General features: G+C 72.4%; 19 protein-coding genes. 9 read left to right on the top strand and 10 right to left on the bottom strand.

Annotation, left to right across the window (positions count from 1 at the left end; translation table 11 throughout):
• Window position 1: 1 nt before the first annotated feature.
• From aroA to ACQP2X_RS28445, 4 genes are all read right to left on the bottom strand, one after another.
• Entirely contained in the window at window positions 2-1,255 is a 1,254-nt protein-coding gene (gene aroA / locus ACQP2X_RS28460; protein ID WP_498687004.1) for a 3-phosphoshikimate 1-carboxyvinyltransferase, read from the bottom strand.
• A gap of 224 nt (window positions 1,256-1,479) precedes the next feature.
• Window positions 1,480-3,681, bottom strand: coding sequence for a rhamnogalacturonan lyase (locus ACQP2X_RS28455; protein WP_498687002.1), 2,202 nt, complete (start codon window positions 3,679-3,681; stop codon window positions 1,480-1,482).
• Between the two features lie 70 nt (window positions 3,682-3,751).
• Window positions 3,752-4,249, bottom strand: coding sequence for a VOC family protein (locus tag ACQP2X_RS28450; protein ID WP_498687000.1), 498 nt, complete (start codon window positions 4,247-4,249; stop codon window positions 3,752-3,754).
• Window positions 4,250-4,265: 16 nt separating this feature from the next.
• A complete protein-coding gene (locus tag ACQP2X_RS28445) occupies window positions 4,266-4,880 on the bottom strand; it encodes a hypothetical protein (RefSeq protein ID WP_498686999.1) in 615 nt (204 codons plus the stop codon).
• 189 nt (window positions 4,881-5,069) lie between these two features.
• Here ACQP2X_RS28445 and ACQP2X_RS28440 point away from each other — a divergent pair, with 189 nt between their 5' ends.
• Genes ACQP2X_RS28440 through ACQP2X_RS28420 form a run of 5 tightly spaced genes read left to right on the top strand, consistent with a single transcriptional unit; the run spans window position 5,070 to window position 12,008 of the window.
• Complete coding sequence (locus ACQP2X_RS28440) at window positions 5,070-5,525, top strand: hypothetical protein (protein WP_498701066.1); 456 nt, start codon at window positions 5,070-5,072, stop codon at window positions 5,523-5,525.
• Window positions 5,525-6,853: a hypothetical protein gene (locus tag ACQP2X_RS28435; RefSeq protein ID WP_498686997.1), complete on the top strand. Its 1,329-nt coding sequence runs from the start codon at window positions 5,525-5,527 to the stop codon at window positions 6,851-6,853. The genes ACQP2X_RS28440 and ACQP2X_RS28435 overlap by 1 nt, the downstream gene beginning before the upstream one ends.
• Window positions 6,850-8,130 (top strand): vWA domain-containing protein, encoded by a 1,281-nt coding sequence (locus ACQP2X_RS28430; RefSeq protein WP_498686995.1) that lies wholly within the window; start codon window positions 6,850-6,852, stop codon window positions 8,128-8,130. Before ACQP2X_RS28435 ends, ACQP2X_RS28430 begins: the two co-directional genes overlap by 4 nt.
• A 12-nt stretch (window positions 8,131-8,142) precedes the next feature.
• Window positions 8,143-9,255, top strand: coding sequence for an ATP-binding protein (locus tag ACQP2X_RS28425; RefSeq protein ID WP_498686993.1), 1,113 nt, complete (start codon window positions 8,143-8,145; stop codon window positions 9,253-9,255).
• A complete protein-coding gene (locus ACQP2X_RS28420; protein WP_498686992.1) occupies window positions 9,252-12,008 on the top strand; it encodes a DUF5682 family protein in 2,757 nt (918 codons plus the stop codon). Before ACQP2X_RS28425 ends, ACQP2X_RS28420 begins: the two co-directional genes overlap by 4 nt.
• On the opposite strand, the gene ACQP2X_RS28415 is transcribed toward ACQP2X_RS28420, so the two are convergent.
• Window positions 11,992-13,086 (bottom strand): TDT family transporter, encoded by a 1,095-nt coding sequence (locus tag ACQP2X_RS28415; RefSeq protein ID WP_498686991.1) that lies wholly within the window; start codon window positions 13,084-13,086, stop codon window positions 11,992-11,994. The genes ACQP2X_RS28420 and ACQP2X_RS28415 overlap by 17 nt on opposite strands.
• A gap of 93 nt (window positions 13,087-13,179) precedes the next feature.
• Here ACQP2X_RS28415 and ACQP2X_RS28410 point away from each other — a divergent pair, with 93 nt between their 5' ends.
• Window positions 13,180-14,115, top strand: a complete 936-nt coding sequence (locus tag ACQP2X_RS28410; protein ID WP_498686989.1) for a LysR family transcriptional regulator — start codon at window positions 13,180-13,182, stop codon at window positions 14,113-14,115.
• 114 nt (window positions 14,116-14,229) lie between these two features.
• Here the strand turns inward: ACQP2X_RS28410 and ACQP2X_RS28405 are convergent, their stop codons facing one another.
• Together ACQP2X_RS28405 and ACQP2X_RS28400 are read right to left on the bottom strand one after the other, a co-directional pair.
• Window positions 14,230-14,907: a response regulator gene (locus ACQP2X_RS28405; protein ID WP_498686987.1), complete on the bottom strand. Its 678-nt coding sequence runs from the start codon at window positions 14,905-14,907 to the stop codon at window positions 14,230-14,232.
• Window positions 14,904-16,373, bottom strand: coding sequence for a sensor histidine kinase (locus ACQP2X_RS28400; protein WP_498686985.1), 1,470 nt, complete (start codon window positions 16,371-16,373; stop codon window positions 14,904-14,906). Before ACQP2X_RS28400 ends, ACQP2X_RS28405 begins: the two co-directional genes overlap by 4 nt.
• A 108-nt stretch (window positions 16,374-16,481) precedes the next feature.
• On the opposite strand from ACQP2X_RS28400, the gene ACQP2X_RS28395 reads away from it, so the two are divergent.
• Both ACQP2X_RS28395 and ACQP2X_RS28390 read left to right on the top strand, forming a co-directional pair.
• The gene (locus ACQP2X_RS28395; RefSeq protein WP_498686984.1) at window positions 16,482-17,798 is read left to right on the top strand and encodes a cation:dicarboxylate symporter family transporter; all 1,317 of its coding nucleotides are present in this window, start codon (window positions 16,482-16,484) and stop codon (window positions 17,796-17,798) included.
• 68 nt (window positions 17,799-17,866) lie between these two features.
• A complete protein-coding gene (locus ACQP2X_RS28390; protein WP_498686982.1) occupies window positions 17,867-19,768 on the top strand; it encodes a protein kinase domain-containing protein in 1,902 nt (633 codons plus the stop codon).
• Between the two features lie 18 nt (window positions 19,769-19,786).
• On the opposite strand, the gene ACQP2X_RS28385 is transcribed toward ACQP2X_RS28390, so the two are convergent.
• The gene (locus tag ACQP2X_RS28385; protein WP_498686980.1) at window positions 19,787-20,413 is read right to left on the bottom strand and encodes a maleylpyruvate isomerase N-terminal domain-containing protein; all 627 of its coding nucleotides are present in this window, start codon (window positions 20,411-20,413) and stop codon (window positions 19,787-19,789) included.
• Between the two features lie 180 nt (window positions 20,414-20,593).
• On the opposite strand from ACQP2X_RS28385, the gene ACQP2X_RS28380 reads away from it, so the two are divergent.
• The gene (locus ACQP2X_RS28380; protein ID WP_498686979.1) at window positions 20,594-21,790 is read left to right on the top strand and encodes an epoxide hydrolase family protein; all 1,197 of its coding nucleotides are present in this window, start codon (window positions 20,594-20,596) and stop codon (window positions 21,788-21,790) included.
• Here ACQP2X_RS28380 and ACQP2X_RS28375 read toward each other — a convergent pair.
• Entirely contained in the window at window positions 21,787-22,749 is a 963-nt protein-coding gene (locus ACQP2X_RS28375) for a serine hydrolase domain-containing protein (protein WP_498686978.1), read from the bottom strand. The genes ACQP2X_RS28380 and ACQP2X_RS28375 overlap by 4 nt on opposite strands.
• A 103-nt stretch (window positions 22,750-22,852) precedes the next feature.
• Window positions 22,853-24,052, bottom strand: coding sequence for a hypothetical protein (locus ACQP2X_RS28370; protein ID WP_498686977.1), 1,200 nt, complete (start codon window positions 24,050-24,052; stop codon window positions 22,853-22,855).
• Between the last annotated feature and the right edge of the window lie 158 nt (window positions 24,053-24,210).

Raw genomic sequence — 24,210 nt, 5'->3', positions numbered from 1 at the left:
GTCAGCTTCTGAGGGCCTCCAAGTCGGTGAAGAAGTCGGGATAGGTCTTCGCCACGCACCCCGGATCGAGAACCTCGATGCCGGGAGCCCGCAGGCCCAGCAGGGACAGGCTCATCGCCATGCGATGGTCCTCGTACGTCTCGAAGCGGGCCGGCCGCGGCGCGCCGGGCGTGATGGTGAAGCCGTCCTCGTCCTCCACGGCGTCGATGCCGGCCCGGCGCAGCTCGGTGACCACGGCGGCGATGCGGTCGGTCTCCTTGCCCCGGATGAAGCCGATGCCGCGCACCCGGGTCGGTGAGCCGGCGAAGACGGCGACCGCCGCCAGGGTCTGGGCGGTGTCGGAGATGTCGGCCATGTCGACGTCGACCCCGTGCAACGGACCGGTCCGGCTCACGGTCAGCGAGTCCCGCGTCCGCGTCACGGTGGCGCCCATCCGCTCCAGGACGTCGGCGAAGCGTACGTCCCCCTGAAGGCTGGCCGTCCCGAGACCGCTCACCGTGACCCGGCCGCCGGCGATGGCGGCGGCGCCCAGGAAGTACGAGGCGGCGCTGGCGTCGGGCTCGATGTCGTACGCCCGCGCGGTGTAGGCACCGGGCTGGACGGTCAAGCCCTCGACGGTCGCGCCGAAGGCGGCCATCACGGCCTTGGTCATCTCGACATAGGGCACCGAGACCAGCTCGGAGGTGAGCGACACCTGAAGGCCGTCGCGCATCAGCGGGCCGGCCATCAGCAGGCCGGAGAGGAACTGGCTGGAGATGTGCCCGCTGACGTGGACCGGGCCGCCGTGCATCGGGCCGCTGACCGCCGCCGGCAGGAAGCCGGGCTCGCCCAGCTCCTCGACCTTCGCACCGACCTGGCGCAGCGCGTCGAGCACGGGCCCGAACGGGCGGGCCCGCAGCTGCGGCGTGCCGTCGACGACCGTCCGGCGCCCGAACAGGGCCGCCGCCGGAAGGACGAAGCGCGACGTCGTGCCCGACTGACGGGCGTCGACGACGGCTCCCTCGGCGGGCGATCCGCCGCCGGTGACCGACGCCGTACGGGAAAGGGGGTCGACCGAGACCGACGCGCCCAGCGCGGCCACCGCCGCCATCATCGCCCGGGTGTCGTCGGCGAACAGGGCGCCCGTGAGGGTGGACTCGCCCGGCGCGAGGGCGGCGCAGAGCAGAGCCCGGTTGGTGATGCTCTTGGAACCGGGCGGGCGGACGACGGCGTTGAGCGGACGGCTGAGCGGCTGGATGGCGCGGGAATCGGTCACGCGCCCATTCTCGCGGGGTCGCCCGTGGCCGTGCCGAGGGAATTTCCAACCTGTGGATAACCGCCGCTCTGTGGACAACTGAAACGATCTTCGCGGGAGCGGCCACAATGGCGCGATGCGAATCAGGGCAGCACTTCCGGCCGGCCTTCCGCCGCTGCGCGACATCGAGCGTGCGGCGGGTGAGAGCTTCGGCGCGATCGGGCTCGACGGCGGGCCGGGCCGGGTTACTCCCAGTCGCGGTCGGCGGCCAGATAGAAGCCCGGATAGGACGGCTGGTTGTAGGTGGTCTGCTGGCGGGCGACCTCGGCCCGGTACTGCGGATCGTGCATGAGGGTGGTGAGCTTGTGGGTGGTGACCTCCGTGCTGAGGTACATGCGGATGGCGGAGCTGTCCGCCGTCCGTACGAGAAGTTCCTCGCGCCAGTCGCCGAAGATGTCGGCGACCAGGCTCGGGTTGCCCTTAGTGCCGTTGTTGGCCAGCGTGCCCTCGGCGGTCAGCAGGCGCCCGCGCTGCCAGTCGTCGATCGTCGGGGTCACGTCGAGGGCGCCGTTGACGATCTGGGTCGAGCCGTCGGCGGCCCAGCGGATGCTCTGGTTCGTGCCGGGGATCGGCCCGGGGATCACCTGGCCGGTCGCGGTGTGTACGCCCAGGGCCTCCGATCCGCCGGGCATGCTGGCCCACGACTCGAGGCCCCGGGCGCCGGGCAGCACGTCGCCGATCATGCCGCGGCCGGTGTCGCGCCCGGAGTAGGTGCCGAACAGCACCTCGCCGGTGGCGGCGTCGCGCATGGCCATGCCGTACGGGGCGAGGGCCGCGTTCTCGTGCACGGTGAAGATCTCGAGCCCGGGCCGGTCGGGGTCGATGTCGGTGACGTGCATGGCGTCGCCGTGCCCGAGCCGCACCCGCTGGCCGGGAGCGGCGCTGCCCTCGGGGAGCACGCCGAACGAGGAGTAGAGCAGGCTGCCGTCGTCGTCGATGGTCGCCGAGCCGTAGACGATCTCCTGCCGGCCGTCGCCGTCCACGTCGGCGGCGCTCAGCGAGTGGAATCCCTGGGTGGTGAGTGTGGCGAACGAGGGATCGGTTCCGTCGCGGCCGTGCGGGGTGTCGTTGAAGGGGTTGGTCATCGGGGTCCAGCCGCTGTCCACGTGCCAGTTCTCGGTGAGCCGCCGCCCGTCCCAGCGATAGGCGACCAGCGTCGAGCGGGTGTAATAGCCGCGGGCGAAGACGGCGGAGGGGTGGCGGCCGTCCAGATAGGCCACGCCGGACAGGAAACGGTCGACGCGGTTGCCGGGCTCGATGCGCGGCATGGCGTAATCGCCCCACATGAGGCCGTCGTCGTGCCGGCCGGGGCGGTACGGGATGGTCTGGAGCTCGCGGCCGGTGGCGCCCTCGAAGACGGTCAGATATTCGGGGCCGTCGACGATGAAGCCCTCGAAGGCGCGCAGCGCGTTGCGGGGGCTGCGGGCGGGGGCGTAGACGTCGATGAAGTGGTCGGCCAGGGCGGCGGCGTCGGCGCGGCTCAGCGGATAGGTGTATCGGGGGGCGAGGCCGAAGGCCTCTTCCAGGGTCGCGGGCCACCGGCCGGCGACCACCTCGGGGTGCGCGTGCCAGCCCTGGAAGACGTCGACCAGGTGCTCGTAGTAGCCGGCGGCGCTGAGCCGGTAGTCGTCGGTGTGCGAGTAACCGGCCCGGATGTCGGCCGGCGGCATGGTGATGTGGCGCTGCGAGAGGACGCGGCCGTCGGGCGCATACCGGATGATCTTCGTGCCGGGCGCGGTCTTGAGCATCATCTCGGAGCGGCCGTCGCCGTCGAAGTCGTAGACCAGGAACTGGGTGTAGTGGGCGCCGGCCCGGATGTTGACGCCCAGGTCGATGCGGTGGCGGAGGGTGCCGTCGAGCTCGTACGTGTCGATGTAGACCGGGCCGGTGTAGCCGACCTGTGAGACGTCCTTGCTGTTGGAGGGATCCCATTTGACGACGTACTCGTACTGACCGTCGCCGTCCACGTCGCCGACGCTCATGTCGTTGGCGGAGTAGGTGTACGCCTCGCCGGCCGGGGTGACACCGTCCGCCGGCTTGCGCAGCGGCAGGTCGTAGTAGGCGGCGTCCCACGCCGTGGCCGAGGCGGCGGGACCGGGGCCGGCCGGGGCGACCCGGTAGCGGGCGCCGGGCGGGCCCTCGCGGTCGAGGTAGTTCGAGCTGCCGGAGACGGTCGCGATGCGGTGGCCGTCGCGGTAGACGTGGAAGGGGCTGTGCTCGCCGCGGAGCAGGCGCCAGCTCAGGAAGCGCCCCTCGCCGGTGGTGGCGACGACGAGCCCGCGGTCGAGCCGTTCCATGGCCGGCCGGGCCGGCGCCGCCGCGGCGGGCGCGGGGGCCGTGGCAATGACCGAGAGGAGCACTGCGACGTACGCCAAGCGAGAGGTCATGGCGATCTCCGGGGCTAGGTAAGCGCTTTCCCCGGAGAGTGTGCATCGACAAACGCCGATGGGTCAACCGTCAGAGCACGTGCTGGCCGTACATCTCGCCCAGCGGGTCGGCGATCAGCTCGATGCGGGCGCCGTCGGGGTCGCGGAAGTAGACCGAGACGCCGCTGTGCACCTCGTGCTCGACGCCGGCCTGGGTCAGGCGGCCGATCAGCGCGTGCCATTTCGCGGGCTCGACGCTGATCGCCATGTGGTGCAGGCCGCCGAGGACCTCCGCGTACGGGCCGACGTCGAGGCCGGGGAAGTCGAAGAAGGCGAGCAGGTTGCCGTGGCCGATGTCGAAGAAGAAGTGCGACGAGCCGGGGTAGTCCCTGTTCTCGATCAGCTCGGTCAGGGGGAAGCCGAGCACGTCCTGATAGAACCGGATGGTGCGCTCCACGTCGCTGCTGATCAGCGCGGTGTGGTGCAGCCCGCGGGCGGTCGAGGCGGGCCGCGCGCCGGGCGGCTTGAGGTGGGCCTCGCGCAGGCGGGCGCGCTCGGCCTCGAGGGCGGCGGGATCGAGGGTCGTCATGGCCCGACTCTAAGGCTCATTTGACGATGCGCAGGTGTGAGCGCTTTCGCGGCGCCGGCTTCGCTTCCTCTTCGAAGACCTCGTCGAGGCGGTGGCGCAACATCTCGCGGGGATTCTCGCTGGTTTGGCGCGGCTCCGGGGCGTACCTCAATTTGATCTCCCGAATGACCACGACCGTCACCGCCACGGCGAGGAAGTCGCGGACCACGGCCCAGCCGGCCGTGCCGAGAGTGAAGTCGGAGGCGAACAGGACGCTCTGCAGGACCGCCCCGGCCACCGCGGCGATGCCCGACGCGCCGGCGAGGCGGGCGAGGTCGCCCTTGACGCCGTGCCAGTAGAGCGGCAGCCAGCGGTCCAGCAGCCAGGCGAACAGCACCGCCGGGATCACCTGCGGGATCGCCTGGATCACGCCGGAGAGCAGGTCGTCGGTGTCGGGCACCAGCGCCGCCAGCACCAGCATGGCCATCGCGTCGAAGCGGCGCGGGCCGTGCGCGCCCTGCGCCACCAGCCAGACCGCGCCCACGGCGGCGGCCGGCCAGAGCGCGCCGTCGAGCGCGTCGCCGGCGAACAGGGCCAACAGGTAGAGCAGGGCGAACCCGGCCGAGCGGGCGCCGTATCGGGCGAGGCTCAAGGCTTGTACCTCCGAGACCGGTCCGGGGGAGGGACCGTTCCGTGGAGATCGGCGGCTCGGCGGCCGAGTTGAGCCTGGTGACGAAGTTTTGTCGGACCCATCCGATACAACTACCGCACCTGTTCGTGAGGAGGATCGGTTGTGACAAGTGAGGGTGCCGCGTTCGAGCGGCGCAGCACAGCCCCGGTCATGGCGCCCGTGCGGGCGCGCAAGCTGGCCAAGGTGCCGTTCGTGGAGCTCGCCGAGGGGCGGCTGCAAGGGGTGGTGTCGAGCGGGTCCGACGTCGAGAGGGTCTACGTCTCGTCGATCACCGCGGCCGAGCACGGGCTGAGCTGCAACACCAACAACAACCGTCCGTGCGGGGGTCTCGGCGGCGGCTCCCGGCCCTGCAACCATCTCAAGGCGCTGCTCGAGGCCGCTCTGGCGCAGTACGGGGTGGAGCGCGTGGCCCGCTACCTCAAGGTCGAGCCGCCGGCCGGCGAGACCGACCTGTGGCCGGCGCTGCGCCCGGTGGCCGCGCCCCAGCGGGCGGCCGAGGTGTTCAGCAGTTTCCTGCGCCACCTGGCCTACCTCGAGGTGCCGCCGAGCACCGATCCGCTGCCCGACCTCCAGTGGTTCCCGGCCGCGGGTCAGGCGGTGCGCTGATGCTCACCGACGCGCTGCGGGCCCGCCCGGCCGGGTTCGACGAGGTGCTGGCCGTGGCCGACGGGCTCGACGACGCCCTCGTGCACGGGCTGGCCCGGCTCGACGACGAGCGGGTGGCCGCCCTCGAGGCCGTGGCCGCCGCCTTCGACGCCTCGCCGCTGGCCGGCCGGGCCGCCGACGCGGTCGGCAAGATCGTCGCGGGCACGGTGACCGACGAGCATCTGGCCGCCCTGGCCGGGTGCCGGGTGGCGCTGCTCGGCGCCGCCCACGACGCGCTGATCGCCGGGTTCGACGCCGCCACCGGCCGCGTCCGCGAGCCATGGCCGGCCCCGGCCGGGCCGGCCGGGGTGGGCCACCTGACCGCGGGCAGCCGGTCCTGGCTGCGTGAGCTGGCCATCGCGGGCTGGCGCGGCGTCGACCACGAGCTGGCCGCGGGCGGCGCCGCCGCGGTGCGGGCGCTGCTGGCCGAGCCGTCCGGCCGCCGCCTGGCCGTGCTGCTCGACGGCTTCGCGGCCGAGCTGCGGGCCGCCGCGCCGGTGGCCACCCTGCCCCGGGTGCCGGTCCGCCGCTGGGCCGACCTCTGGACCAGGGCGCTGGTGCTCTCCCAGGACGGCCTGCCGGCCGAGCCGTCGGCACCGGCCGACGGGCGGCTGCTGATCCTCGGGGCCGACCTGCACGAGCATCCGACGGTGTTCCGCTGCCAGGTGCACGCCCTGCTCGAGACCGGAGCGGGCGTCCGCCTGGTCCGCACGAGCGTGGCCGCGGCCAAGGTCGACACGATCAGCGGCCCGTCGGCCTGGCGCATGCTCGCCGCCTTCCCGATCCTGCTGTCGGCGCTCGCGGAGCACCGCTCGGTCGAGGTGTCGGGCATGACGCTCACCGCCGGCGGCGACCTGATCTGGGACGAGAGCCGGGCGGCGCCGGGCGAGCCGGCCGACCCGTTCACCACCGCCCGGGTCCTGCTGGCCGGGGCCGTGGCCTCCTCGACGGCCCCGCTCGACCGGCACCCGGCCGCGATCGCCGAGCCGGTGCTGCTGGAGGGCGGCGAGTTCGAGGCCGCCACCGACCGCCTGCCGGCCGCCGGGCCGCTCACCCCCGAGCTGGTGGCCTCGGCCGGCGCCGTGATCGGGCTGCTGCGCTTCGACGGCGACCGCTGGGTGGTGCAGCCCCTCGCCGTCCAGGCGACCGTGCGCAAGAAAGAGGTCGCCGTGCACACCGGCGACTGGGCGCTCGGCCCCACCGACGCCAAAGCGGCCAAGGCCGAGGCGGCCGCCGGTGGCGCCGTCGAGGTGCTCCGGGAGCGAGCGGGAAGGCTGCTGCGCAAATGACCGCGGAAAATCGGCGACAGATCCTCTACTGGCGGCTGCTGGCCCGGCTCTTCGACCCCGAGGAGCAGGCCGCGCTCGAGTCGGCCAGCGTCGCGATCGTCGGCGACGAGGGGCTTCCGGCGGCGCTGCTCGACCCCGGCGCCTCGATCGACAACCTGGTGCAGCGCCATCCTCACCTGGCGGCCGAGCTCGACGGCCTCATGACGCCCGGCGACGACGACCGCGAGGGTGAGGTGCGCCGGGCCGCGCTCGCCTCCAAGCTGCTGCTGAACGTCTTCGACACCGGCAGCGGCGACGTCAGCGCCGGTCAGCTCGCGCGGTGGCAGGCCGACGCCGGCTGGTTCGAGCGGGCGCTGGGTGAGGAGCCGGGACAGCTCCGGGGCCGGCCCGAGGGCAAGGTGCTGGCCGGCATCGAGGGCGACCTGATCAAGCGGATGCGGCTGCGCGAGGTGCTGGCCGACCCGCGCCTGGCCGCCAAGCTCACGCCGAGCATGTCGCTCATCGACCAGCTGCTGCGCGACAAGAACAATCTCGACGGCGTCGCGCTGGCCAACGCCAAGCGGCTGATCCGCCAGTTCGTCGACGAGGTGGCGGCCGTGCTGCGCACCCAGGTCGCGCAGGCCAGCGCGGGCACCATCGACCGCTCGGTGCCGCCCAAACGCGTGTTCCGCAACCTCGACCTCGACCGCACGATCTGGAAGAACCTGCCCAACTGGAACCCCGACGACGAGCGGCTCTACGTCGACCGGCTCTTCTACCGGCAGACCGCCAAGCGGGTCACCCCGGCCCGCATGATCGTGGTGGTCGACCAGTCCGGCTCGATGGTCGACTCGATGGTCAACTGCACGATTCTGGCCTCGATCTTCGCGGGCCTGCCCAAGGTCGACGTGCACCTGATCGCGTACGACACCAGGGCGCTCGACCTGACCCCCTGGGTGCACGACCCGTTCGAGGTGCTGCTGCGCACCAAGCTCGGTGGCGGCAACGACGGCCCGGTCGCCATGGCCATGGCCCGGCCCAAGATCGCCGATCCGCGCAACACGGTGATGGTGTGGATCTCGGACTTCTACGAGTTCGACCGTTCCCAGCCGCTGTTCGACGGCATCGAGGCGGTGCACCGCTCCGGCGTCCGCTTCATCCCGGTCGGCTCGGTCAACAGCTCCGGCACCCAGAGCGTCAACCCCTGGTTCCGCCAGCGATTCAAAGATCTCGGCACCCCCGTGATCTCCGGAAAGATCCAGAAGCTCGTCGTCGAGCTCAAGAACTTCGTGGCATAGGGAGAACATCTGATGAGCGAGATGCTGCGGCCCCCGGCCGAGATCAAGTACGCCGAGGAGCTCGACTGGCTCGAGTCGATCGACGACGGCCCCAAACCGTTCTCCTGGCGCCTGAGCCCCAAGATGGTGCGCCTGTTCATCCTCGGCTCCGAGCGCGCCGACGGACTCGACCGTGAGATCGGCCAGAAATGGTACGGCGACCGCAGCTTCGTCGAGCGGTCCATCGTCACCCTGGCCTCCGACCGCGGGCTGCTCCTGATCGGCGATCCCGGCACCGGTAAGAGCTGGCTGGCCGAGCTGCTCGCGGCGGCCATCAGCCGCAACTCCACGCTGGTCGTGCAGGGCACCGCCGGCACCACCGAGGACCACATCAAATATTCGTGGAACGTCTCCATGGTCATCGCCAAGGGCCAGTCGCGGGCCTCGATGATCCCGTCGCCGATCATGACCGCGATGGAGGGCGGCGTCATCGGCCGCTTCGAGGAGCTGACCCGCTCGACCAGCGACGTGCAGGACGCGCTCATTTCGATCCTGTCCGAGAAATACGTCTCCATCCCGGAGCTCGACGAGGACAACATCGTCTTCGCCCGGCCCGGCTTCTCGATCATTGCCACCGCCAACAGCCGCGACCGCGGCGTCAACGATCTCTCCTCGGCTCTCAAGCGCCGCTTCAACTTCGTCCGCATCCCCGTGGTGACGAACAAGAAGAGCGAGGCCGAGATCGTCCGGTTCCGTACGGAGGAGCTGCTGCGCCGTCACAACATCGAGCTCGAGGTGCCGCCCACCCTGCTCGACGTTCTCCTGCAGAGCTTCGCCGACCTGCGCGCGGCCGCCGGATCGGCCGGCAGCGACGACGAGAAGCTCGAATCAGCGCTGTCCACGGCCGAGCAGATCGGCGTGCTGGAGGACGCGATCCTGCACAGCAACTTCTTCGGCGCCGCCACCCTGACCGCCGAGACGCTGGCCGGCTCCCTGGTCGGCTCGCTGGCCCGGCGCAGCCCCGAGGACCTGGCGATCCTCAACAAGTACTGGCACGGCGTGATCGAGCCGCGCAGCAAGGAGGACGGCGGCGAGTGGACCGGCTTCCTCGAGGGCGGGCGCCACGCGATCGAGACCCTCTCATGAGCGGGCCCTTCGATCCGCTGCGGGCGCAGCTGCTGGGCGCGGCCGAGGCGCTGGCCGGTGGCCCGGCCGCCCTGCCCGAGATCCTCACCGGCATGGTCGACGACGTCGAGCACGCCCTGCGCGAGCCGCTGGAGATCTTCCCGGTCTGCCACCACTCGCCGGCCTCGGCGCTGGCCATGGTCCGGCGCCTGCGCGAGAAACAGCCCAGGGTGATCTATCTGGAGCTGTGCGAGGACATGACGCCGATCCTCACCGAGCTGCGCAACTGCCGGCTGCCGGTGGCGGTGCAGGCGTTCGCCTCCGAGCTCGAAGGCTTCCCCGTCGCGTCGGCGCCGCTCAGCGTCATCGCCCCGGTCACCGAGAGCTCGGCCGAATATCAGGCCATCTCGTACGCCCTGGAGACGCCCGGCGTCGAGCTCGTGCTGGTCGACCGCTCCACCGACCACATCTTCCAGTGGGCGCCGCGGGACGAGAGCGCCCAGCCGGAACAGCAGCAGCAGGAGGACGACCTGCACGGCGACGCGGTCGGTGTCGAGATCGGCGACCTGCGGCCGCGCTTCGCCGAGCTGGAGGAGCACCTGCTGCACCACGGCCGGGTCCGGCACTGGTCGGAGTGGTGGGACCAATACGTCGAGCAGCCCCTCGCCGGAGCCGACCACGACACGTACCGCCAAGTCATGATCCTCATCGGCAGCCTGTTCCGCCGGCTGGCGCCGCACGACGGCGCCCGATGGCGCAGCGACGAGGACCGCGAGCGCTACATGTGGACGCGCATCCGTGGTCATCTCGCCGCCGGTGGGATCGATCCGGCCGATGGCCTGTACGTCTGCGGGGCGTTCCACGCGGCCAGCCGGCTGCCCGAGGTCGGCTCGGCCGCCGGCACCCCGGACTTCGCGATCAGCCCACGGACCGGCACGACCTGGCTCTACGGCCTCATCCCGTCGAGTCACTCGGCCATCGAGGCCCAGTTCGGCCTGGCGCCGGGCTCGGTCTCGATCGCGGCCGCCACCTGGCAGAAGGGCCTGACCAGGTCGCGGCTCACGCCGTTCGAGCTCGACGGGCAGAAGGGCGGGCGCAACAAGAAGACCCGCAAGGCGCTGCCACCGCCTCAAGCCGACCCGCCGCCGGCCGACCAGCTCACCGGATATCTCTCCGGCCCGCCCGTGCTCGACGGGCTCGACGAGGCCGAGCTGCGCGGCTGGTGCGTCGACATCGTCCGGCTCGCCCGCCGCAACGGATATCTGGCCAGCACGGCCGACGCCATCGCCGTCTTCGAGACGTCGATCCTGCTCGCCGGCATGCGCGGGCGGGCGCGGCCCACCCCGTACGACTTCGCCGACGCCGCCGTGACCTGCATCGAGAAAGACGTCGTGCCGGGGCGGCGCGATGTGCGGCGGCTCTGCGAGATCCTGCTCGGCGGCGACCGGATCGGCCAGGTCGGCTACGACGCGCTGCCGCCGCTGGCCCGCGACGTGTTCGACCGGCTGGCCCCGCTCGAGCTCAACCTCGAGCAGCGCACCATCCAGCGGGCGCTGCTCGACCTGACCGCCCGGCCCGAGCTGGCCGCCTGCTCCCAGCTGCTCTGGATGCTGCGCTACCTGCTGCCCGACCATGCGGTCCGGCCGATCATGGGCTCGCGCCGGCTGGGCGAGAAACACTTCCAGGAGAGCTGGGACCTCGACCTCGGACGTCATCAGCGGACGATCATCGAGCTGGGGTACGAGGGCGTCACCGTCGAACAGGTGCTGGAGCAGCGCCTGCGCCGCGCGGCCTGGGATCAGTCGGCCACGGCGGCTGTCGCGCTCAAGGCGGTCGAGGACTCGTTGCTGTTCCTGTCCAGCCCCCGGCTCACCGACGAGCTCGGCGCCCGCGCGGTCGAGCTGCTCAAGGCCGAGCGCACGGTCGACGACGCCCCGGTCGTCCTGCGCCGCGTCCGGCGGCTGCTCGGCCACTACCGGAGCACCGCTCCGGCGCTTCCGCGCTGGTGCGAGCGCTTCGTCACCGAGGGGTACGCCCACTACTGCACCCTGCTGCCGACGGCGTTCGTCGACGACGAGACCGGGGTGCGGCAGGTCGGAGCGATGCTCGGGTTCCTGTTCAGCATGGAGAGCCTGGCCCTCTCGCTCGGCTGCGACCGGGCCCAGCTCGAGCTGGCGGTCCGGCAGTCACACCCCGAGTCGCCGGCCAAGGTGGCCCTGCTCTGGGCGGCCCGTCACCAGCTCGGCGCCCTGCCGCTGGCCGATCTGCGCGCGAGGGTGGCGGAGCTGCTGGGCAACCCGCTGGTGGTGCCGTCCGTCCCGCAGTACGTGAGTGGGTTCGTGCAGGCGCTGGAGCCGGTGCCGCGCCTGGCCCCGTTCGTGGTGGAGACGCTTTCCAAGGCGTTCGGCCGTCTGCCCGACCCGGTCCTGTTGCCCTGGCTGCCGACGCTGATCACCACGCTGCGCGACCAGGCGGCCGAGCTGGTACCGGTGCTGACCCGCGAGGCCGGCCGCACCTTCCCGGCCACTCTGGAGGCGCTCGACGGGTGGATCCCGCCGTGGGACCGCGAGCAGTCCCCGCGGCGGCCGGCGGCGCGCCCCGGCGCCGGCCCGGCTTCCGCCTTCCTGGCCGCCCACCCGGCGGCGGCCGACGCCGTGGCCGCCCTGCTCGGCTGTCCGGGGGAGTGGGCGGCGCCCGCGCCTCAGCGGCCGGCCCTGCTCGCCTCGTTCCCGGAGGCGGAGATCGCGGTGGAGGCGCTCATGGGCGGACGCTAGTGACGAACCGGGCGGTTCGGGTGGCCACGACAGCCCAGGCCGCCAGCAGGCCCGCGTAAAGGAGGACGGCGGCGGCCGCCAGCATCGCTGAGCCGGTGTGGGTGGCCAGGGCCGACGTGCCGGTCACGCACGTGCCCACCGGGAACGTGAACGACCACCAGGTCAGCGTGAACGGCAGCCGCTCGCGGGCCGCTCGGACGGTGATCGCCGTGGCCAGGGCCATCCACAGCAGGGCGAAGCCCCAGACGGGTACGCCGAAGACGACGCCCAGCAGGCGCAGCGCGTCCGCGGCCGGTGGTGGCAGCACGTGGGTGGCCGCGCCGCCCAGCAGGTTGACGGCGGTGATCGACTGGCCGAGCGGGCCGAGGACGATCCACAAGGTGGGCACCGCGCGGGCCGGGCCCACCTTGTGCACGGCCAGACGGTGCCAGATCTGCGGGATGACGGCGAACGACGCGATCAGGCTCAGCCCGAACATCGCGTAGCAGGCCACCAGCATCGTGAGCCGGGGCTGCCCGGCCGGCAGGTACGGGATGAGCAGGGCCCCGGTCGAGGCGGACACCATCGGCGGGACCACCGGCATGAGCCAGCCGCCGAACGCGGCCCGCTCGTCCGTGTCGTGGCGGGTGAACTGGAGATACGGCACCGCGACGGCCGTGATCAGGCCGCCGATCGTGCCGGCCGTCCACAGCACCGCGTCCACGGCCAGGGCCGCCCTTTCGCCGATCACCTGGTGCCCGGCCAGCAGCGTCGCCGCCCCGACCGTCATCAGCGCCATCGGCGGTGCGCCGTAGAAGTGGGCCATCACCGGATCGAGGTGGTGGCCGCGCGCCGCGCCCGGATATCGCCGCCAGTGCAGCACCGTCGCCGTCGTCACCGCCACCAGCAGGACCACCGCGAGCGCCCACACCGCGACCGCGAACGGCCGCAACCCGGGCAGGTGGACCGGCAGCGAGACGGCCGCCGTGGCCACGATGCCGGTGCCCATGACGGACGCGAACCAGTTCGGCCCGAATCCTTCGAGCAGCGTGCCGGCCCGGGGACGGCGGAGCGGGGCGGTGGTGACGGTCGCGGTCATACGTCAACGATCGGGCCGGCCCGGCCCGGGCGGTAGGCGTGCCGATCTTGTGAAGTCACAACCTCAGCTTGTACCCGGTTACCATGTTCAGTTGTGGCCCTCAGCGCGCGCATGCCCGATCTGGCAGCCCTCGAAGTCTTCCTGGCCGTCGCCCGCACCGGCAGCCTCAGCGCGGCCGCGCGCGAGACCGGGGTGTCACAGCAGGCGGCGTCGGCCCGCCTGGCCGCGCTGGAGTCGCAGACCGGCATCCGGCTGGCCACCCGCACCACCCGCGGCGCCGAGCTGACACCGGCCGGGGTGGTGGTCGCCCAGTGGGCCGACCGGCTGCTCACCCTGGCCCACGAGATCGACACCGGGCTCGCCTCGCTGCGCGACGACAGCCGCAGCCGCATCCGGGTCAGCGCCAGCCTCACCGTGGCCGAGCAGCTCCTGCCGAGCTGGCTGGTCAGCCTCCAGGCCGACGCCGAGCGGCGCGGTGAGACGCCCGTGCAGGTCGTGCTCACCGCCACCAACAGCGACACCGTCATCGAGCAGGTCCGCTCGGGTGCGGCCGACCTCGGCTTCATCGAGGGGCCCACGGCCCCGCGCGGGCTGCGCAGCCGGGTGGCCGCCCACGACGACCTGGTCCTGGTCGTGCCGCCCGCGCACCGCTGGGCCCGCCGCCCGGACGGCGTCGACGCCGCCGAGCTGGGGGAGACGCCGCTGGTCACCCGGGAGGCGGGCTCGGGCACCCGCGACTTCCTCACAGCCGCCCTGCGCAAGGCCCTGGGCCGCGACTACACCCCGGCCCGGCCCGCCCTGGAGCTGTCCACCTCGGCCGCGGTGCGCGCCGCCGTCCTGGCCGGCGCCGGCCCGGCCGCCCTGAGCCGCCTGGCCGTCGCCGACGACCTCCGAGCCGGCCGCCTCCGCCCCATCCCGGTCAGCGGCCTCGACCTGCACCGCCCCCTGCGAGCCATCTGGGCAGGCCCTCGCGTTCCCCCGGCCGGCGGCGTCCGCACCCTCCTGGCCCACATCGGAGCGCTCCCATAGTCGCGGGCGGCGACGTCCACATCGGAGCGCTCCCATCGTCGCGTGCGGCGACGTCGGCATCGGAGCGCCCCAAAGTCGCGGGCGGCGACGTCGGCATCGGAGCGCTTCCCGTAGTCACGTCCGGCGGTACTCGACCTCCGGGCGGCCGGGGCCGCCGTAACGAGGGCTCCGGGTCACCTGGCCCGTGTCGGCCAGGTGCTCCAGGTAGCGGCGGGCGGTCACCCTCGCGGCGCCCATCCGGGCGGCCACCTCGGCCGCCGACAGGGCGGCGTCGGTGGTGCGCAGGACGCCGAGGATCAGGTCGAGGGTGCCCTGGTCGAGGCCCTTGGGCAGGGTGACCGGGGACGTGCCGCGCAGCGAGGCCAGGGCCCGGTCGATCTCGTGCTGGGCGGCCACCGGGGACGTGCCCTGCACCTGGGCGCGATAGCGGGCGTACCCCAGAAGCTTCTCCCGGAAAGCGGCGTACGTGAACGGTTTCAGCAGGTAGTGCGTGACGCCCAGGGCGACCGCCGAGCGGACCACGGCCAGGTCGCGGGCGGACGTCACGACCAGGACGTCGGTGGTGATGCCGGCGCCGCGCAGGGTGCGGCACAGGTCGAGGCCGAACATGTCGGGCAGGTGCAGGTCGAGCAGGATCAGGTCGACCGGTGTGGTCCGCAGCGCGGCCAGGGCCTGCTGACCGGTGTGGGCCAGGCCGGAGACGGCAAAACCCTCGACCCTTTCCGTGTACGCCGCGTGAGCCTCCGCCAGCAGGGGTTCGTCCTCGACCACCAGCACCCGGATGTCGCTCACGACGGCACCGGCAGGCGCACGGTGACGGCCGAACCGTCCACCTCGATGGTGCCGCCGTGCCGGTCGGCCACCTGGCGGACCAGGGACAGGCCGATGCCGCGGCCCTCGGCCTTGGTCGACCAGCCCTTGCGGAACGCGCCCTCGGGAAGGCCGGGGCCGGTGTCGGTGACCCGGACGAGGACGACGCCGGCGTCTTCCACGACCAGCACCGTTACCTTGCGTGGTGGTGGAGTGCCGGCCACGGCCTCCAGGGCGTTGTCGACCAGGTTGCCGACCACGGTCAGCAGGTCGCGGCCCGGCAGCGGGGCCCCGGTCATCCGGGACGCCTCGTCGACCACCAGCTCCACGCCGCGCTCGCCGGCCTGGGCCGACTTGCCGAGCAGCAGGGCGGCCAGGGCCGGCTCGTCCAGGGCGCCCACCACCTGGTCGGTCAGCTGCTGCGCGGCCGCCAGCTCGGCGGTGGCCAGGTCGAGCGCCTCCTGGGTGCGGCCGAGCTCGACCAGGGTCAGCACCGTGTGCAGCCGGTTGGCCGCCTCGTGCGCCTGTGCCCGCAGGGCGTCGGTCAGACCTCGTACGGAATCAAGCTCTCCGGTCAATGCGCGAAGCTCGGTGTGGTCACGCAGGGTCAGCACGGTGCCGATGGTCTGCCCCTCCGAGTGGATCACGCGCTGGTTGGCCACGAGCACGCGATCGCCGGCGAGGACCGGCTCGTCGGCCACCGTGGCCCGGGCCGCGATCAGGTCGCGTACGGCCTCCGGAAGATCGTCGCCCAGCAACCGCCGTCCCTCGTCGTTGATCAGCGTCACCTGCCCGCCGCGGTCGGCCACCACGAGCCCCTCGCGTACGGAGTGGAGCACAGCGTCGTGGTACTCGTACATCCGGGTCATCTCGGCCGGGCCCAGCCCGTGCGTCTGGCGCCGCAGACGGCGGCTGAGCAGCCAGCTGCCCGCGGCCGCGAGCAGCAGCGCCAGCGCGGTCGGGATGGCGACCGCGGGCGTACGCCCGATCAGCTTCTGATTTATCGCGTCGGTGGTGATGCCGACCGAGACCAGGGCGATCACCCGGTTCTGCGGATCGCGGACCGGCACGACGGTCCGGACCGACTCGCCCAGCGTGCCCACGCTCTTCTCGACGACCGTGCCGCCGGCCAGGGCCCGGTCGATCGTGCCGATGAACGGCTGACCGATGAGCGAAGGTGTGCGGTGGGTGAACCGGGTGCGGTCGGTGGCCATGATGACGATGAAGTCGGTCCCGGTGGCGACACGGACGCTTTCGGCGTACGGCTGGAGGGCCCCCGACGGCGACGGGCCCCGCACCGCGTCGACGACCAAGGGGGAGCGGGCCACGGTCTCGGCGATGTCCACGACGTCGTCGATGGCGGCCTGCTCGGCGTCGTCCAGGACGATGAGGACGGTCCCGGCCGTGCCGATCGCGACCAGGGCGGCCACGACCAGCGCCTGCAACACGAAGAGCTGCCGCGCGATGCTCCAGCCCGACTCGGTCCGGAAACGTGCCGGTAAACAGAATGAACGCAATGGTGCCCCCGGGGAGAGACGTGGGCCACATTCTGGCGCATGAAGACCTCGCGGGACCGCACCCACTACCTCTATCTGGCGGTGATCGTCGCCGTCGTGGCCGGCATCGCCGTCGGCCTGGCCGTTCCCGACTTCGCCGTGGAGCTCAAGCCCGTCGGCACCGCCTTCGTGAACCTGATCAAGATGATGATCGCCCCGGTCATCTTCTGCACCATCGTGCTGGGCGTGGGCTCGATCCGGCAGGCGGCCAAGGTGGGCCGGGTCGGCGGGCTGGCGCTCGGGTACTTCCTTCTCATGTCGACCGTCGCCCTCGCGATCGGCCTGGTCGTCGGCAACATCATCCACCCCGGCGCCGGGCTGCACCTGGACCCGTCGATCGCCGAGGCCGGGCAGAAGGCGGCCGGCGACGCGCCCAAGGAGGGCCTCGACGACTTCGTCCTCGGCATCATCCCGACCAGCCTGCTGTCCGCGCTGACCGACGGCGAGGTGCTCCAGACCCTGCTGGTGGCGCTGCTGGTCGGCTTCGCGGTGCAGGCGATGGGCTCCCGCGGCGAGCCGGTGCTGCGGGCCGTCGAGGTCATCCAGCGGCTGGTCTTCAAGATCCTCGCCATGATCATGTGGCTGGCCCCGATCGGCGCCTTCGGTGCGATGGCGGCGGTGGTCGGCGCGACCGGCGTGGACGCCCTCAAGAGCCTGGCCCAGATCATGCTCGGCTTCTACGTCACCTGCGCCATCTTCGTCTTCGTGGTGCTCGCGGTGATCCTCTGGACGTTCGCCCGGGTCAACATCTTCGCGCTGCTCAAATATCTGGGCCGCGAGTTCCTGCTGATCCTGTCGACCTCGTCGTCGGAGTCGGCGCTGCCGCGGCTCATCGCCAAGTTGGAGCACCTGGGCATCAGCAAGCCGGTCGTGGGCATCACGGTGCCGACCGGCTATTCGTTCAACCTCGACGGCACGGCCATCTATCTGACGATGGCGTCGCTGTTCATCGCCGAGGCGATGGGCGACCCGCTGTCGATCGGTGAGCAGATCTCGCTCCTCGTGTTCATGATCATCGCCTCCAAGGGCGCGGCCGGCATCACCGGGGCCGGGCTGGCCACCCTGGCCGGCGGTCTGCAGAGTCACCGGCCCGACCTGGTCGACGGGGTGGGCCTGATCGTCGGTATCGACCGGTTCATGTCGGAGGCGCGGGCGCTGACCAACTTCGCCGGCAACGCGGTGGCGACGGTGCTCATCGGCACCTGGACCGGCGAGATCGACCGGGACAAGACGGCCGCGGTGCTGGCCGGCCAGGACCCGTTCGACGAGGCCACGATGCTGGACCCGGCCGAGGAGCCGGTGTCTTCGCCCAGCTGATGACCGGCCCGGTCACCTTCCCCCGGTGGCCGGGCCTCCCTCTCGCCGGGGCTGAGTAACATGATCCGGTGCTTTCCCCGGGGACCTTGCTCAGCGAGCGCTACGAACTGACCGAACGCATCGCCGCCGGTGGCATGGGTGAGGTCTGGCGCGGCACCGACCGCATGCTCCACCGCGCCATCGCGGTCAAGGTCGTGCTGCCCGGCCTCATGGCCGACCCCGAGTTCCTCACGCGGTTCCGCTCCGAGGCCCGCATGATGGCCGCGCTGCGTCACCCCGGCATCGTGCAGGTCTACGACTACGGCGAGAACGCCCAGGTCGGCGGTGGCCGCATGGACTACATGGTGATGGAGTTCATCGAGGGCACCCCGCTGTCGAAGCAGATCCAGCAGGCGGGCCGGCTCAGCCCGGCCGAGACGATGCGGATCGTGGCCCAGGTGGCCGACGCGCTCCAGGTGGCGCACGACGCGGGCATCGTGCACCGCGACGTGAAGCCGGCCAACCTGCTGGTCCGCCCCAACGGCGCGCTGGTGCTGGTCGACTTCGGCGTGGCCCGCTCGACCCAGGTGACCGGCATCACCAGCACGAACGTGGTGCTGGGCTCGGCCAACTACATGGCGCCGGAGCAGGCCGAGGGCCATCCGGTGTCGGGTCTCACCGACGTGTACGCGCTGGGCGCGGTGGCGTACTGCTGCCTGACCGGCCGCCCGCCCTACGTCGGGGAGAACCCCCTTCAGGTGCTGGCCCAGCTGGTGTACGGCGAACTGCCACCCCTCCCGCCGGATGTGCCGCCGGCGGTCGCGGCGCTGGTGAACCGGGCGCTGGCCAAGAACCCGCAGCATCGTTTCCCGAGCGCGGCCGCCCTGGCCCAGGCCGCCCGGGGCGCGGGCCGCCCCGGAGCCGGGCCCACCGTCCCGTATCAGCGGACCGGGCAGCCCCCGGCGAACTCGGGTGCCTTCCCGCCCGCCGGCCGCGCTCCGGCTTCCGGCGCCTTCCCGCCCGCCGGCCGCAACCCCGCGACCGGCGCCTACCCGCCCGGGCGGGCGCAGAGCGGCGCCTACGGTGCTCCGACCGGTCGCGCCGGCGCCGCCGCGGTCCCGCAGGCGGGCCAGCCCGGCGGCACCGCGCGCTATCCGGGTGGCACCGGCTCGTACCCCTCGGGCAGCGCCTCCGTCCCCTCTTCCGGTGGTTACGCGGCGGGCGCCGCCTCGGTGTCCCCGCCGGGCTACGGCGCGGGCTCGAACAGCGGCGGCTACGGCACCCGCCCGCCGGCCGCGGTGGTCACCGGCGGCTACGAAGGCGGCTCGTCCTCGTCGGGCGGCACCTCCTCGAACGGCAAGAAGCGGGGCACGGTCATCGCCGTGGCGATCGCGGCCGTCGTCCTGGGCGTGGTCGCGGTGACCTTCGCGATCGTGAACGGCGACTCGGGCACCACCCCCACCGACAACACCGCGGCCAACGGCGCCGTCGACCCCGGCGCGGGCGCCACCCCGGGCCCGGTCGAGGAGTCCACGAAGAGCAGCAAGCCCAAGCCGACGAAGACCAGGACCACCAAGCCCGCGGACGAGGAGACCCAGCCGGTCGAGGAGCCCACCGAGACCGAGGAGACGACCGCACCCGCGCAGGACGTCACCAACCCGTACACGCCGAAGCAGCTCTGCGGCAGCGACTACTCGATCGTCGAGACGGCCACGCTGAAGGGCAACGCCGGCACGGTCGGCCGCGTCTACCTGATGGTCTCGGGCGACAAGCAGCAGAACTGCGTGGTCACCCTGCGCAGCAGCGACCTGAACGAGAAGGCCGACGCCTCGGCCTTCCTCGAGGTGCAGGACAAGGACCGCGACACCCAGGACGGCGAGGTCGACTTCTACGCCGGCCCGGTCAAGGCCTCGGCCGACAAGGCCTGCATCAAGTGGGGCGGCTCGATCGACGACTTCGACTACGAGAGCGACTTCGGCCACTGCGGCTGATCACCGGCCGGCTCCGGGTCAGGACAGGACGGGGAACAGGTCGGTCGAGGCGCGGCCCGTGGCGGCCTCGATGAAGTCGATCGGCGGGGCTATCTGGGCCAGGACGGCGGCGGTATGCCGCAGGCCGCCGGCGGGGACGCCGGGCTCGGCGTCGAGGGCCCGTTGCAGGTCGAGCAGGTGGACCGTGGCCTCCAGGATGCCGATGCTCACCGCCTCCTCGAGGGGCATGACGGCCCGGCCGAAGTAGTTCACGCGGACCGGGCCCAGCTTGCGGGCGGCCTCGACGGCGGTCGGGCCGGTCGAGGCGAACTGGGACACCATCTGCTCGACCGTGTATTTCGCCGAGTCCTCGCGGCCCGCGGTCGCCACTTGGCCGCGCATCGTGTTGGCGACGCCGTCGGGGGCGTTGAACTCGGCCATCAGGGCGGCCGCCGTGTCGTGCGTGGGCGCGGCGTCGGTCACCCACTGCTCCACCAGCACGGCGAAACCGAAGGGCCACTGGGCCGCGTGCGCCCACAGATGGCGCACCGTCCAGTCGTCGAGGCGGGTCGGCCTGTCCCAGTCCGCGTCGGTCAAGGTGCGCCCGGTCGCCGCCCACACCGACCAGAGCGCGTCGAGCGTGTTCAGCCGATCATCGATGGTCATGGACCGACTCTACTGAGATCGGCGTCCTCGCTCGGAGGACGCCCAAGAAAAACTAGGTTCCTAGGATGCAGTACGGGCGGTGCCCGGCGCCCCGGGGACCAGGGCATCTCACGGGTCACCGGGAATCGGGACACGACGAGGCTGAGACGTGCCCGAAGCTTCCGAAAGAGGCGGTGTGAGATGACCACGCTCCAGCAACAGACCGAGATCCGGCCGTTTGCCGTCGAGTTCCCCGAGGATGCGCTCGACGACCTCCGGCGACGGCTGGCGGCGACCCGCTGGCCGACCCGGGAGATTGTCGGTGATCGCTCGCAAGGGGTGCAGCTGGCGACGATCCGGGCGCTGAGCCGGTACTGGGCAACCGAGTACGACGGAGGCCGGGTCGCGGACCGGCTCAACGCGCTGCCGCAGTTCGCCACCGAGATCGACGGGGTGGACATCCACTTCGTGCACGTGCGGTCCCGGCATCCGGGCGCCCTGCCGCTGATCATGACGCACGGCTGGCCCGGCTCCGTGATCGAGATGCTCGACTCGGTGGGTCCGCTCACCGACCCCACCGCGCACGGCGGCGCTCCCGAGGACGCGTTCCACCTGGTGCTGCCGTCACTTCCGGGGTACGGCTTCTCGGCCGAGCCGTCCGAAGCGGGATGGGACCTGGTGCGGACCGCGCGGGCCTGGGCCGAGCTGATGCGCCGGCTCGGCTACGACCGGTACGTCGCCCAGGGCGGCGACGTCGGCGCCGGGGTCACCGACGCGCTGGGGCGGCTCGGCCCGGACGGGCTCGCCGGCATCCACACCAACCTGCTCGTGCCGGCCCTCAACGACCCGGCGTCGCTGCCGAACGGCACGGAGGCCGAGCGCGCGGCGCTGGCCGCGATCAAGACGTTCCAGAGCAGCGGGAACGGCTACTTCGTGGAGATGGCGACCCGGCCGCAGACCATCGGATACGCGTTGCAGGACTCGCCGGTCGCCCTGGCCGCCTGGATGATCGACCACGACACAGACGCCTACTACAAAATCTCCGGCGCGTTCGTCGACGGCCGGCCGTCGGGCAACCTCACCCGCGACCACATTCTCGACAACATCACGGCCTACTGGCTGACCGGCACGGGTACGTCCGCGGCCCGCTCCTACTGGGAGGCGTACGGACCGGACGCCCCGGCCGCGGGCGGTGCTCCGCTTCCGGACCCGCGAGTGCCGGTCGGGTTCAGCGCCTTCCCGGGCGAGATCTGGCGTACACCGCGCAGTTGGGCCGAGAAGGCGTACCCCACGCTCAATTTCTTCGGCGAAGCCGCGCGGGGCGGGCACTTCGCCGCGTGGGAGGAGCCGGAGTTGTTCGCGGCGCAGTTGCGGGAGGCGTTCCGGCCGCTGCGTTAAGCGCTCAACGCGCGGAGCAGGTCGCCGGCCTCGGAGTCCATGAGGCGCTGAGTGTTGCTGAGCAGCACGACGGCGGTGCGGTGTTCGGGGTCGAAGCCGGCGAACGAGGTGAAGCCCGAGGTGCCGCCGTTGTGCCACAACTGGGTGTGCCCGCCGAGCTTGGGGTGCAGGCGGCGGCCCATCCAGCCCAGGTGCACCCAGGAGAAGGCGTTGATCCGGTGCGTCACCGAGCGGGTGAGCTGGATGGCGGGGTCGTCCGGCTCGTCCAGTTGGCGGCGCAGGAAGGCGAGCAGGTCGGCGGCGGTCGAGTGGAGAGCGCCGGCGCCGGCCAGGTCGGCCAGGTGCCAGGGCGGGGTCGCACGGCCGCGGCGGGTGTGTCCCTGGATCAGGTGGGTGGGGCCGGGCTGGGGGAGGCCGGTCTCGCGGAGGATCAGTTCGGCGTACGGCAGTCCGGCGCGCCGCGCGAGGGCGAGGCCCAGAAGTCCGGCGCCGAAGTTCGAGTAGCGGAAGCGTTTGCCGGGAGCGGCCGAGAGGCGGGTACGGGCCAGGGCGGCCAGGAGCATGTCGGTGGTGCAGCCGGCGTACGGGTCGGGGTCGTTGGGGTGCAGCAGAAGGCGCTTGAGCATGCCGGTGGGCAGACGGGGGAGTCCGGCGGTGTGGGTGGCGAGGTGCTGGAGATTGATCTGTACGCCGTCACGGGCGGGCACGGAAGCGCCGGCCGGCAGGAGATCGGCGAGGGGCTCGTCCAAGGCGACGGTCTTGTCGACGGCGAGCCGGGCCAGGGCGAGGGCGGTGAAGACTTTGGTGATCGAGCCGATCTCGAAGACATCATCGGCGGCGGCCCGGCCGGCGGAACGGATCTCACTGTCATCGCCGGAGATGACGCCGACGACGGCGCCGGCACGGGTCTTGACGAGTTCGTCGGCGGTCCGCTGAGCGAGGCTTCCAAGATCCGTCATGGCTCCATGATGGGCGGTCCCGGCAAACGGCCCGCTGCCCCATCCCGGGCAGCGGGTCGGTGCCGGTGCCCGTCCTGGGCAGCGGGCCGGTGCCGTGCGTACGTCAGGCGGCCGGCGGGGCGGCCTCGACGGTGGTGGCGCCGGTCTCGACGGTCGCGGTGCCGGTCGTCTCGACGGTCGCGGTCGCCTCGCCGCCGGTGACGGCCTCGGCGCCGGGCTCCGTGGCGGTGCCCTCAGCGGCGGGAACCGCTTCACCCGTGGCAACCTCGGCGGCCGGCGCGGCGGTTTCACCAGCGGTCACGTCGGCGGCGGGCGCGGTAGTGGTTTCGCCGGCGGTCGCGTCGGCGGCGGGCGCGGTGGTGGTTTCGTCGGCGGTGGGCGCGGTGGCGGTGGCCTCGCCCGTGGTCACGTCGGTGGCGGGCGCCGTGGTCGCCTCACCGGCGGCGGGCGTCGTGGTCGCCTCACCAGCGGTGGGTGCGGTGGTGGCTTCACCGGCGGTCACGTCGGTGGCCGGTGCGGTGGTGGCCTCGCCGGCGGTCGCATCGGTCGTCGGCGTGGTGGTGGTTTCCGCACCGGTGGCGGTCTCGGCGGCCGGGGCGGTCGCGGTGGCGTCGCCGGCGGTGGTGGTCGGCTCAGTCGTGGTGGGGTCGCCAGCGGTGGCGGCGGGCTCGGTGGTGGCCGGGGCAGTCGCGGTGGCGTCCGTCGCGGCGGGTTCGGTGGCGGCCGGGGCGGTGGCGGCGGGCTCGCCAGCGGTGGCGGCGGGCTCGGTGGCGGCCGGCTCAGTCGTGGCGGTTTCGTCCGTCGTGGCCGGCTCGGTCGTGGCCGGTTCCGTGGCGGCCGGTTCCGTGGCGGCGGGTTCGGAAGTGGCGGGTTCGTCGGCGGCGGGCTCGGTGGTGGCTGGTTCGGTCGTAGCGGGCTCGGTGGTGGCTGGTTCGGTCGTAGCGGGCTCGGTGGCGGTGGGCTCGTCGGTGGCGGGCTCGGTGGTGGCGGGGCCGGCCGGTGTGCCGGGCTGGGGGCCGCCGGGCTGGCCCGGCTGCTGGCCCTGCCAGGGGGCGCTGGGGCCGCCCATGGGCCAGCTGGTGAGGGCGTCGAGGCCGGGCAGGCCGTCGAGGTTGAAGATGGCGATCACGATGCCGGACATGCTCGGCTTGTGTTCAGGAGGCGGGGCGTAGGCGCCGGCGGCGCTCGCCGTCGCGTCGTCGGGATCGTTGGCGAGTGCGCCCGTTGCCGGGGCCAGCGCCATGGCCGCACCGGTGAACAGGCCCATGCCGGCAAGGGCCATGCGGCGGCTTGTCTTACGCATTTCTTTTCCTCCCGGGTCTTCGTTACGACCCGGTCAGCTCAACATATCCGCCGCATTCGAATACGCTGCTCGAACGGATTGGGCGAAAGTTTTTTGTGTGGCCCGTGGAACCGCTGGTAATAACCAAAAATTGATAGGTTATTCCGCGACGAAACGGG

It is taken from the genome of Actinoplanes sp. CA-131856 (assembly GCF_050956135.1).
Taxonomy (GTDB): Bacteria; Actinomycetota; Actinomycetes; order Mycobacteriales; family Micromonosporaceae; genus Actinoplanes.
The sequence above is the reverse complement of the archived record's forward strand: the minus strand, read 5'-3'. Positions and strand labels throughout refer to the sequence as shown.